Origin of the sequence: Butyrivibrio sp. INlla14, from assembly GCF_900102515.1 — a bacterium.
Lineage (GTDB): Bacteria > Bacillota > Clostridia > Lachnospirales > Lachnospiraceae > Butyrivibrio.
In genome coordinates, this window is record NZ_FMVS01000012.1 from 23,070 (window position 1) to 34,790 (window position 11,721).

At 42.2% G+C, this 11,721-nt stretch carries 9 protein-coding genes; all 9 read right to left on the minus strand.

Translation table 11 applies throughout. From position 1 onward, the window contains the following. Positions 1–8 precede the first annotated feature (8 nt). The 9 genes from BLO53_RS09335 to BLO53_RS09375 all read right to left on the minus strand — a co-directional run bounded on the left by BLO53_RS09335 (position 9) and on the right by BLO53_RS09375 (position 11,713). Positions 9–2,135, minus strand: coding sequence for a glycosyltransferase family 2 protein (locus tag BLO53_RS09335; protein WP_092060833.1), 2,127 nt, complete (start codon positions 2,133–2,135; stop codon positions 9–11). Beyond that, positions 2,132–4,291 (minus strand): SAM-dependent methyltransferase, encoded by a 2,160-nt coding sequence (locus BLO53_RS09340; protein WP_092060835.1) that lies wholly within the window; start codon positions 4,289–4,291, stop codon positions 2,132–2,134. Before BLO53_RS09340 ends, BLO53_RS09335 begins: the two co-directional genes overlap by 4 nt. Positions 4,292–4,370: 79 nt before the next feature. Beyond that, positions 4,371–5,744: an ABC transporter ATP-binding protein gene (locus tag BLO53_RS09345; RefSeq protein WP_092060837.1), complete on the minus strand. Its 1,374-nt coding sequence runs from the start codon at positions 5,742–5,744 to the stop codon at positions 4,371–4,373. Positions 5,745–5,804: 60 nt separating this feature from the next. Further along, on the minus strand, positions 5,805–6,806 hold the full coding sequence (locus tag BLO53_RS09350) for an ABC transporter permease (RefSeq protein WP_242875349.1): 1,002 nt from the start codon (positions 6,804–6,806) through the stop codon (positions 5,805–5,807). After that, on the minus strand, positions 6,803–7,348 hold the full coding sequence (gene rfbC, locus BLO53_RS09355) for a dTDP-4-dehydrorhamnose 3,5-epimerase (RefSeq protein ID WP_092060841.1): 546 nt from the start codon (positions 7,346–7,348) through the stop codon (positions 6,803–6,805). The genes BLO53_RS09350 and rfbC overlap by 4 nt, the downstream gene beginning before the upstream one ends. A 35-nt stretch (positions 7,349–7,383) precedes the next feature. After that, positions 7,384–7,869: a hypothetical protein gene (locus tag BLO53_RS09360; RefSeq protein ID WP_092060843.1), complete on the minus strand. Its 486-nt coding sequence runs from the start codon at positions 7,867–7,869 to the stop codon at positions 7,384–7,386. A 58-nt stretch (positions 7,870–7,927) separates the two neighbouring features. Next, positions 7,928–8,797 (minus strand): glucose-1-phosphate thymidylyltransferase RfbA, encoded by an 870-nt coding sequence (gene rfbA, locus BLO53_RS09365; RefSeq protein ID WP_092060845.1) that lies wholly within the window; start codon positions 8,795–8,797, stop codon positions 7,928–7,930. Between the two features lie 12 nt (positions 8,798–8,809). Next, on the minus strand, positions 8,810–9,895 hold the full coding sequence (gene rfbB / locus BLO53_RS09370) for a dTDP-glucose 4,6-dehydratase (RefSeq protein WP_092060847.1): 1,086 nt from the start codon (positions 9,893–9,895) through the stop codon (positions 8,810–8,812). Positions 9,896–9,961: 66 nt separating this feature from the next. Beyond that, entirely contained in the window at positions 9,962–11,713 is a 1,752-nt protein-coding gene (locus BLO53_RS09375) for an LIC_10190 family membrane protein (protein ID WP_092060849.1), read from the minus strand. Between the last annotated feature and the right edge of the window lie 8 nt (positions 11,714–11,721).

The following is an 11,721-nucleotide window of genomic DNA, read 5'->3' on the forward strand; positions in this document are numbered from 1 at the left end:
TCTTTCCTTTATTTTATTATAAGTACGTTAGGGACCCAGTTAACAAGCTTCGTCCTTCCCGTCCTGTCTATTGCAAGCATTCCTATCTGGTAAAATCCAGGAATCAGCACTCCCTTTTTGATCTTGAGCTTATAGCCTGTAAGATCAACATTTACCTGATCCTGCAGCCTTACTCTAATGTCAGGCCTGTACCAGGTATATAAGGAGAAGCTGTAGACCTTTGAGTCCACAGGGCCTGCCCCGCTTTCATGCCTCTCAACCCTTCTAAGAAGCAGCTTTTTGTCAAAAATAGCATTGTCAGAGCCAATTACAAAACTATAGCCCTTAAGATAATAGCCATCATCGACTCCATCTGCCACTACGCCATAGAGCCAGTTATCTAAAGTTCCGTTATACTCACAGCCAACTCTCAGACACTGATCTTCCCTTGCGCCTTTGATTCCCTTGTCGTGGATCGTAACGTTTGAATAAGGAATATCCTCAACAGCCGTGTAATCCTCTCTAGGGATAATGGCAGAAATAGTCTCATCCTCTGTCAGATGAGGGCTATAGAAAGGATCAACATTGTATAGATGTGAATGCCTTCTCATAAGGGTATCTCCCTCAACTGCAAGCCTTTCCATCTTCTTGGGATCCATATTATCAAGTCCCCTTGAAAGAGACTCATGGTGCTTTAAAAAGATATGATTACAGCATACGTTGTAATAGCCCTTTTCAAAAATACTATAGCAAAAATCCACATCATTAAAGGCAACCTTAAGCTCTAGTGGAAATCCTCCCACATCATTAAACTTCTGCCTGCTGATAAGAAGGCAGGCTGCTGTAACACCTATATTGTTATGGATTCCTCTGTTATATCCAAAATAGTGGCTCTTATTGTCATGCATCTTCTGCAGCTTGTGGACAGGGCCACGCCTTACATTGGCGATACCAGCATGCTGGATAAGATCTGTATCCGGATAAATAAGCTTGGCGCCAACTGCCCCGACATGACGAAGCTGAGCCTGAGATACCATCTCACGAAGCCAGCCTTCCTTGACGCACTCGATGTCATCATTCAGGAAAAGAAGATACTCTCCCTGAGTATTCTTGGCACCCTTATTACACATAGCTGAGAAATTAAATTCATCAAGCTTGTAGAGATAATTTATTCTGGTAAGCCCGTTCTTTTTGGGAATCTTACCAATGAACACTCCATATCTTACACGGTTCTTGGCTTCACTACCATTATCAAGAACCACAATGTCATACTTTATCTTGTCACTCTCACTTGTAGTCTCAACAATTGACTCAAGGCAGCGCCTTAAGACCTCCGGATGATCCTTGGAGGGGATGACAATGCTGACTGTAGTTTCCTTTTGCAGCATATGCCTTGAATTGTGGAAATGACGCCCATAAAAAACATCCTGCTCAGGATTCCTGTGGAATAAAACTTCCCTGATATGTCCAATTGGGAACTCTATTCCAGTTCTTTTCGCAAAAGCATGCTCATGAATAGCCAGCATACAGAAAAGAACATCCGCTGAAAGCAAGGATGCTTCTAATCCCACCTGTTCAGGTGAGTTCTTTTTATTGGCAGTGCCACCAAGCATTCTGACAGCACTATCATATTCACTGGAAGCTTCATGCATGGTTCGCGCTCTGCATGCAAAAAAGCTGCCGATGTAGAAAGCATTCAAATAGGAATCCGGAGACCAGTCTGGCTTAAAATACGGATGAATGTATTTGCCTTTTTGGCCAAGCTCATCCTCATCTCCGTAAACAACATTGTGCTCAGGATGAGCGATAAAGTACTGCTTGACTACTTCTGTAGCTCTTTTTGTAAGCTTACCCTTGGGACTTACAAAAAGATAAACCGCATTCTCATCCCCTTCATCATTCCCAACTTCCCATATCTTGGCATAAGGAATGACCTTGACCTTGGGCTCAGGAAGTCTATGCGGAATCACTTCTCCTGTCTCTAAGGTCTCATAGCTAATAGGAGCCTCTACCTTCATAACAGGCTCTTTTTCCTTGGCATGCTGCCATTTGTCATAGGCTGATGACTTGGCATCTACCATTTTATTGTATTTAGTTATTCGCCTGTTTGTAAGAACTGATTTAACAAAGCCCCCTGACATATCCCCTTTTGTCACTCCTCTTCGTCTCTATAGTAGCGCTGCTCGCGCTTTTCAATTATCTTTCTGCTTATCTTCTGCAATATTCCTTCCTTTTGCTCAGAAGAAGCAGGCGCATCATCTATAGTAGCCACTGCTGCCTCTGCTGCATTCTTGGGAAGAAGCGTCATAATAAGCTTAACACACAGGTGATTTCTCTCCTGAACACTTAACTTGTCGCTTGTAAGTCCAAATTCAATATTCGGATCGTCTGTATCAAAGATCATGGAATCATCAGAAATCCAGTTACCATTTACAGGGTGAATAGACACATCTGAAACACTGTCCGCAAAAGCTTCCCCATTCCAGGTGGCACTTACAATTGTCACAAGACATGGCGCAAAAGCCGGATCAATTCTGACTGTCTTGCACTTTGCATCAACTCTGATATCAAGACTTACAGTATTCTTCTCATCATACTGCTCCTCTGGGAAAATAGAATCCTCTTCCGAATATCCATTGCCCTCATCTAAATATATCTGAATACAGTCATCTGGTCTTGCTGCCTGGCTTGTAGCTGCAAGTTCCTTGGGAACAAGAACCTTTCTGCCTATTTCCTTCCAGATTTCAACCATAGATTTACGGTTTCCTGTAACATACTTCTGGAAAGCATATTCCTCATCCAGTAAGACCTTGGTATCCTCTTCGGTAAGTCCCATACGCTCGTAAACAGGCTTGGGATCGAACTTTTCTCTTTTCCTGTCTTCTAATCTGTAGCAGTAAAGAGCTCTCCATACCTGCTCCTTGGCAGGGATGCACTTACCATAGGTCCACTCATAATCTATTATAGTCCAAATAGGCCCATTTACCATAATATTGGAAAAAATAAGGTCGTAGTCGGACACTGGATAATCAGGCTTATAGTCAATCCTCTTGATATACTCATTAAGAAGAGCATTGAAGCCGTCCATATCATCCTTGTCTATGCACTCATCAAGAAGGGACGCCAGTGGAACTCCGTTGACAAAAGAGAAAATGGCACAGCCCTCTTTTTCATCAAGCTGACAGTCATTGATCTCAAGATCTCCACCTTTATACTTCTCAACAAGGCCTGCATATGCATCTCTAATGCCGAAAACATGCTCTTTTGCTGCCTCTGTAAGAGGGAATTTCTTTATGATCTTTCTTCCTGATCTGCTGATTGCAATATCAGTTCTGATCTTGAAGTCATCAACTCTGTCGTTACTATACTTACTGTAGATAGTATCAAAGCCAGGGCCTAAGATAACCTCAAAGGAATTGGCAAAATCAGGATACATTCCATCTCTTACAAGCTCTTCATAGGCGTGTTTCTCATTAAAGAGAACCATCCTGTCTCTGTCATAGTTTCTGACATTATCCTGAAGTTCCCCAAAACCAGGGAGATAGTAGTCAGAATGAAGAAGAGTCATAAGCTTGTAGTCAGGATATGGGTAGTAAAAGTGGTAGTCATTCATGCCACATTTTTTGAATATATTGATAAGACCATTTCTAGTAAAGGTCTTGGCCACGCTATCCTCGTTGTAGCCCTCGATCCCTGAAAAATAGGTTCCAAGATGATCCTCGGCGCATCCTGCAAGATACTTAAGTCCCATCCTGTTCTCAATAGCAATGACAATACGTCCGTCCTTTTTAAGGTGGCGCTTCATCATGCGAAGGAACTTCTCATAAGGATTCTCAGTACCTATGTAACCTTGTGCGTACTCAAATACACCAATCAAGAAGATATAGTCAAAATCCTTAGGAAGATCTGGCTCCACATCTCTGAAGTTTCCAATATGAATTGTGACATTATCGCAGTCCTGGTTTCTGGTTGCATTGATCTCAGAACGTCTCCTTGAAAGATCACAAGCCACAACCTCTCCGGCCTTCTGAGCCAGCATCCCAGTAATAGCGCCGCATCCAGAGCCTACTTCCAAAACCTTGGCATTTTTTGCCATAGGGATCCATTCAACAATATTGGCCCTCTGCTCGGATAAATGATAGAGAATAGGCCAGTTGCCCCTCTCCTCAATTACCTGTGGATACTCTTCTTTTTTATATTTTTTTACAATCTCAAGAAGGTCGTTCTCTATAGCTCCATCACTATAAAGATCAACCCCGGAGTAATGCTTGAAATTCAGTGTAACGTTACCAATCTTTATCTCTTCCTGCATTTGTTCGTTCCTCACAAATGCTTCGCACGTAATTCCAGCTGCCTTAGGCAAAGTACATGCTCACACTCGTATCATTTTTTTAGTCTGCATCAGTAACAACGCATTTAGAATTCATATCGTAGTATCCGACTGTGTTCTTGTCAGAAACCACCGTAATATTAAGCGCATCATAAAGTCTGTGATACACTGTAAAGTCATTTTGCTCAAAGCCTGTTACTCCAAAGCTTACAAGATACTCTCCGCCCTGAAGTGACATATTCTGGGTAAAAGAAATATCTTTTACCTCTCCAGCCTTGACTGGCTCAAGGAAAGCCTTCTCCACCATGGAATTGGTACCTGTTATCTCGATGCCCATGATGTTCTTGAAGGTGAAAGCAAAAATAGGGGCCGTGATATCCCTGTTAAACTTAACCCTCATGTGGATAGTAAAGTCTGTTCCCTTGATGATAGAACTGGTTCTGGTGCCCTTTTCATCTGTAGCATAAAACTCAACTATAGAAGCTGCGCCATCGCCATATTCAAGGGTATCCGGGTTTTCTCCGGTAGCTTCGTTAGAACTATCAGCTTTTCCAGAAGTTTTTTTCTTGTTATCCTTGGCTGAGCTGTTTCCTGCAGATACCTTGGCACTTGCCCTGTCATCAGCCTTGGCTGCCGCATCCCTGATATCATCATCATCTAAAAGATTCTTGACATCACCTGCTGATGGAAGTGGATACTGACCTACAAGAACCTGCTTGTAGATATCGATCATCTTCTTGGGAGTTCCCTCGCCCAGGAGCACACCCTGATTTAAAAGAACCGCTCTGTCGCAGTACTTGCTGATACTTGAAAGATCGTGAGAAACAAAGAGAATTGTCTTTCCCTGCTTCTTGAATTCTTCAAACTTGTGATAGCACTTAGCCTGGAAGAATACGTCTCCTACTGAAAGAGCCTCATCTACAATAAGAATCTCAGGATCAATATTGATGGCAACCGCAAAGGCAAGTCTTACAAACATACCACTTGAATAAGTCTTGCAGGGCTGATATACATAGTCGCCGATATCAGCAAATTCAAGGATTGCATCAAGTCTTTTTGTTATCTCTTCTTCAGAAAAGCCAATCATCATACCATTGAGGTAGATATTGTCGATTCCGTTATACTCCATGTTAAAGCCAGCTCCCAACTCCAAAAGAGCTGAAATATGGCCATTTACGTTCACTTCACCAGATGTTGGAGATAAAACTCCTGTAATGATCTTGAGGATTGTGGACTTACCAGAACCATTTGTTCCGATGATACCCACAGTTTCTCCCCTGTAGACCGTAAGATTAACATCATTAAGGGCAAGGTGCTCCTTAAAGGTCTTCCTGCGGGCAAGTCCAAGAGAGTCCTTAAGTCTGTCCATCGGCTTGTCATATAATTTATAGGATTTAGTGAGGTGTTTGACCTCAATTGCTATGTCATTTTGCATTTATGTCTCCGATTGTATGGCTACGGTAGTATATAAGTTACGGGATTGACTTGCCGCGCCTTACAGTACATCTGCGAAGTGTGGCTTAGAGCGCTTGAATACAAGTGTTCCAAAGCAGAACGCAACTACCACAAATAGCCAGAAATAAGTAGATGAGTAGAAGTGTTCAAAGAACCAGAATTCACCTGAAAGTGTATTTCTGTAGCCTTCTACGATATAAGTCATTGGAATTAGCTTTATTATCCACTTAAATTTGTCAGGAACAATCGCGATATTCCAAAGGATAGGTGTTGCCCACTGAAACAGCTGAAGTCCGATACTGATTATCTGCTGAAGATCCCTGAAAAATACCACAATAGCGCATGTAGCATAGCTAAGGGACAGAACCAGCATAAATTCACAGATAATGTAGTAGATAAATTGTATCCAGTAAATGTTAGGATAATAGCCATATATACAGGCAATTATCAGCATTACGCCTATGAAGAACACATGAATGAACATAGCTGCAATGATCTTGACCAGAGGCAGAATACTTATCTTGAACAAGACCTTTTTAACAAGGTAGTTATACTCAAGAAGAGAAGTGGTGCCATTCATCAGTGCCTCAGAAAAGAAAAACCAGGGAACAAGACCTGCTGTCAAGAATAATACATAAGGCATTTCAATGCCGCCTGAAACAGCCTGTGCCCTTTGTTTGAAGATCACATCAAATACAATATAGTACATGACAACAGTGACCACCGGCTGAGCCAGTGCCCACACTATTCCCATATATGAACCCGCGTATCTCTTTTTAAAATCATTGATAGACAAACGTCTGATAAGGTTTCTGGAATTCCAAAGCTCTATCGGAAGTACTGTCAGCTTATCATACCAGGCAAAGGCCAGTATGCAGCTTACTCCAATAAGAAGGCAGCCGCAAATCTTCTTGAGCCTTTCTGTGTCCTGATCTGCCAGCGGGTTATTATGCAATACTAGTATCAGCGCAAGTGCAAGAGCCAATACATAGAAAATGCCCAAGCCTACACGCTTGGGAAGTTTTCTTAACCCCTTATTCAATATTCCTTGATTCCTCCCCATTTTGTATCCTTGTCAGAGAAAATGAGTTCTACGCCTTCCTGAAGAGGCCATTCTACGCCAATATCAGGGTCATTCCACTTAAGGCCGCCCTCATCATTTGGATGATAAAAATCTGAGCACTTGTAAGCAAACTCAGCGTAATCAGAAAGAACTAAAAATCCATGAGCAAATCCCTTAGGTATAAAGAACTGCTTCTTATTCTCTGCTGAAAGAACTACTCCAAACCACTTTCCAAAGGTCTTACTACCTTTTCTAAGGTCAACAGCTACGTCAAAGACCTCACCATTTATACAGCGAACAAGCTTATCCTGAGGAAATTCCTTCTGGAAATGAAGGCCTCTAAGTACACCTCTTTTACTTGCTGACTGATTATCCTGAACAAATTCGCAGGTAACTCCTATTTCTTCAAAATCTTTTTTGTTGTATGTCTCAACAAAATATCCTCTGGCATCACCAAAAACCTGAGGAGTGATAACCTTAAGTCCCTCAATCTCGCATGTTTCAACTGTTAACTTACCCATTACAAACATCTCCGTTATTACATTTTTTCTTTTATTCAGGGAATATTCCCAACTGGCGTTCCACTTACTGTCTGGCCTGGTGGGATGTTGCCCTGTGGCGGCACAGATCCTGAAAGCCCCGCTCCCGGCATATCCGGAAGAGTATCCGGATTTTCAAGTTCACCGATCACCGCAGTGCCCGCACTTCCTCTTGAATCCTCTAGTTCAGCGCTTGAGCCTTCTGAGCTTCCTGTATCTGAGCTTTTCTTTTGCTGTATTACTACAACTGCAGGAATTTCCTCAGTCTCGTCAAAAAAGCTATCGTCATACATAAAGCCATTTAGATCATTGCCAATCTGCTGGGCATAGCCAGCATCCTCCAGGGATAATTCACTGGAAGCTTCTGAAGGCGCAGCATTATCAGAACTTTTTCCAAAAAGTCCATTGATCTTATCCACATTTGTGGCATAGATGATAACGATTATCAGGATAAAAGCACTAAAAATAGTTAGTAAAGCCATAGTGAATACTTTTTTATCCATATTGCTCCGCCCCCACAAATACTATCTCACGAATCGTGCAGTAAATGCACGATTCTGATTATAATCCGTTAGCAACTTCTACCAGATATTTACCATAATCTGTCTTCATAAGTGGCTCAGCCAGCTTAAGAAGCTGCTCCTTGTCGATAAAGCCTCTCTTATAAGCAATCTCCTCGATGCAGGAAATGTAAAGGCCCTGTCTCTTCTGGAATGCACATACAAAGTCAGAAGCATCAAGAAGTGAATCATGGTTACCTGTATCAAGCCATGCAAAGCCTCTTCCCATAGTCTCTACAGAAAGCTCGCCTCTTCTAAGATACTCATTGTTGATGCTGGTGATCTCAATCTCGCCTCTTGCTGAAGGCTGTACATTAGCAGCGATATCAACGACCTTGTTGTCATAGAAGTAAAGGCCTGGAACAGCGTAGTTACTCTTTGGATGCTCAGGCTTCTCCTCGATGCTGATAGCCTTGCCATTTTCATCAAATTCCACAACGCCATATGCTCTTGGATCTCTTACATAATAGCCAAAGATTGTAGCTCCGCTCTCTCTTGAAGCCACTTCTCTAAGGAGCTTTGAAAAGCTCTGGCCATAGAAAATATTATCGCCAAGTACAAGTGCAACAGAATCTGAACCAATGAACTTAGCGCCAATGATAAAGGCATCAGCAAGTCCTCTTGGCTGATCCTGAACTGCATATTCAAACTGCATTCCAAGCTGCTTACCACTTCCAAAGAGCTCTTTAAATGCAGGAAGATCTCTTGGTGTAGAGATGATCAGAACCTCTCTGATACCTGCAAGCATAAGAGTTGACAGTGGGTAATAGATCATTGGCTTGTCATATACAGGCATCATCTGCTTGGACATTGCCCTTGTAAGCGGGTATAGTCTTGTTCCTGATCCGCCCGCTAATATAATTCCCTTCATGGTTAAATCTCCTTACTTGTTTCCGTACATCCTAGAATAGTATTTTTCATAGTCACCACTTGTAACGTGTTCCATCCAGTCATGGTGCTCAAAGTACCACTTGATTGTCTTGCGGATGCCTTCGTTAAACATTGTCTCAGGCTCCCAGCCAATCTCAGCCTTGATCTTGTCAGGTGCGATGGCATATCTTCTGTCGTGGCCCTTTCTGTCAGCTACATACTTGATAAGGTCGTATGTAAGGTGAGCCTTTCTAGGATCTGAATCATCAAGCTCATCTCTGAGAACATCGATGATTGTCTTAACGATCTCAATATTCTGCTTCTCATTGTGACCACCAACATTGTAAGTCTCAAAGAGTCTGCCCTTTTCCTGAACCATGTCGATAGCCTTGGCGTGATCCTCAACATAGAGCCAGTCACGCACGTTTTTACCATCGCCATATACTGGAAGGTCCTTGCCTGAAAGCGCATTGTTGATGATAAGTGGAATAAGCTTCTCAGGGAACTGATAAGGGCCATAGTTATTAGAGCAGTTAGTAATGTTAGCTGGGAACTTGTAAGTATCCATATATGCCTTAACAAGCATATCTGAGCTAGCCTTACTTGCTGAATATGGGCTATGAGGTGAATATGGAGTTGTCTCATAGAAGTAAGCATTTGGATCATCATCAAGTGAGCCGTATACTTCATCTGTAGAAACGTGGAGGAACTTCTTGCCCTCCTTGTAGCTTCCATCAGGAAGCTCCCATGCCTTCTTGGCAGCGTTAAGCATTGTAGCTGTACCAAGAACGTTTGTCTGAACAAAAACTTCAGGATTAACGATAGATCTGTCTACATGGCTCTCAGCTGCAAAATGAACTACTCTGTCGATGTCATTCTCTTCGAAAATCTTATTGATAGCATCTCTGTCGCAGATGTCAGCACGGATAAATGTGTAGTTATCACGATCCTCAACATCGCGAAGATTCTCAAGATTTCCAGCGTATGTAAGAACATCCACATTGATGATGCGGATCTCGTTATCATACTTCTTGAACATATAGTGAATGTAATTAGAGCCGATAAATCCCGCTCCACCTGTTACTAAATAAGTTCTCATCTTATTTACCTCTTAAATTTCAAATTTTTACTGACTAAGTATAACACATGAACTATGCAAGGGCAATTATCGAGGCATGAAGCCCTCTTTCACTGTTTTTCCAATGGGTTTTGTCCTCTCCACCATTCCTTCGTAGCAGGAATTTGGTGTGTAGTAATAACTATTTTTTTCATCACTGGAAATATATACAGTAACTCCGTCAAGATCCACCGCCTCAACATTTGAATCTTCAAAGGGAATCGGCACAATATAGTAGTTCTCAGTAAGATGATGCTTAACAAATACCATGTTGTCGGTAAAATAGTTGTCTATCCAGCTTGCAAAATTAATAAAAATAACTCCTATTAAAAGTGCCAGGACTATGGATTTCTTTTGCACCATAACAGAGGCATTCTCGCCTATCATGCACAAGGGCAAAAGAAGTAAAAATGCAAGGCCATATCTTATAAATGGCGCAGTCATAAACCACAGGATAAGATTGGCAATGATGCATCCGTAAAAGATGACCATGCCAGGCCTTAGACTCTTTGAGGCAAGTCTTCTTACAAAAGTAACAGCCATAAGGAGGATTCCCAGAATCTGTGAGTAAATCAGCATTTCCTCGTAGTGTGCCTTCTCGCTCCACCATATAGGAAGCCAGTCAGAAATTGGGGCGTGTAGCTTTTCAACATCATAAAGGCATCTTCCCCAAACCTTGATCTGGGCCGCATCGTGCCTTAGGTAATCGGCAGGAACCTTCCATACCAGGTTAAAAAGATCTATGGAATCCACCGGATAGATCAGCCAGCCAGATAATATGACGTTCCTTGCAAGAAATGGCGCGATACAGATAAGGCCAATTATCAGGTAGGATACAAGTTCCTTCCACATTTTTTCTTTTACCAAAAGAAAAAGAGGAAATACCACAAGGATAACCATAGCCGCAGCGGAGAGCTTCATTGACACTGCAAACACTGAGAGCAGTGTCAGGCGCCCTGTTACTGCAATGTCTGAAGTTGTTTGGGTTTTATTTACTGTTTTCTTATCGTCTGTTTTTCTGGTTCCAGTGCTATTGCTGCGTCTTTCAACAAAATGCACTGCCCACTCGCACAAAATGTACATTGCAAAAAACATTGTGCCGTAATCTGTTGCAGGGGACTGAAGGCCCACCATCTCAGTAAATGCATAGATAACGATGGCAATCCTTGCAAAATCTCCCACATGAGATTCATGCTCTTTCCAGTCAAACAAGCCATTTACTGCATAGCAAGTGTAAAGAGCCATGACCGCGCCAGTTACAGTGTGAAGGGCAAAGGGCAGGATAAAACTAAGTGTAAACAAGGCGCAGAATGACAGATATGCGCTGTTGTAGCCAAAGTGCTGCTGCAGATTGGCAAGCCCCTTAACAATCCCGTATTCCTCAATTACCCTTATGGCCTGGGCATGATAAATCCCTGTATCTGTATGGAATTTTCCCCTAGACGTAAAAAAAGCCGCCGCGAGAATTATAAGAGTATAAGTCAGGCCGCAAGTTCTATTTTTAATAAATATGGATTTGAGTTTGGTAAGGGATAAAGATAATTCTTTTCGCAAAAAATATCCACAAACCGCCAGTGTTATTAGCATCAACACGTGGCATATTGCTCCAACCTTGTAGAAAAGGCTGAATATTTCCGCATAAACAGATAGAGCCACGAAACCAGTCGTGGCAATTCCTGTGATAGAAAGCCTATCAAGGTCCACCACCGGGATGAACCTTGATAAAGCCTTATTAACTATGATTCCTGCCACAAGACATATGGCAAGCATGTATGCAAAACTAAGTAGAACTATCAGCATAGTATCTC

What these genes read in the sequence shown, in the direction of transcription:
- BLO53_RS09340 (WP_092060835.1), bottom strand. Translation starts at nt 4,291, where the DNA reads ATGCAGGAAGAGATAAAGATTGGTAACGTTACACTGAATTTCAAGCAT.
- BLO53_RS09345 (WP_092060837.1), bottom strand. Translation starts at nt 5,744, where the DNA reads ATGCAAAATGACATAGCAATTGAGGTCAAACACCTCACTAAATCCTAT.
- rfbC (WP_092060841.1), bottom strand. Translation starts at nt 7,348, where the DNA reads ATGGGTAAGTTAACAGTTGAAACATGCGAGATTGAGGGACTTAAGGTT.
- BLO53_RS09360 (WP_092060843.1), bottom strand. Translation starts at nt 7,869, where the DNA reads ATGGATAAAAAAGTATTCACTATGGCTTTACTAACTATTTTTAGTGCT.
- rfbA (WP_092060845.1), bottom strand. Translation starts at nt 8,797, where the DNA reads ATGAAGGGAATTATATTAGCGGGCGGATCAGGAACAAGACTATACCCG.
- rfbB (WP_092060847.1), bottom strand. Translation starts at nt 9,895, where the DNA reads ATGAGAACTTATTTAGTAACAGGTGGAGCGGGATTTATCGGCTCTAAT.
- BLO53_RS09375 (WP_092060849.1), bottom strand. Translation starts at nt 11,713, where the DNA reads ATGCTGATAGTTCTACTTAGTTTTGCATACATGCTTGCCATATGTCTT.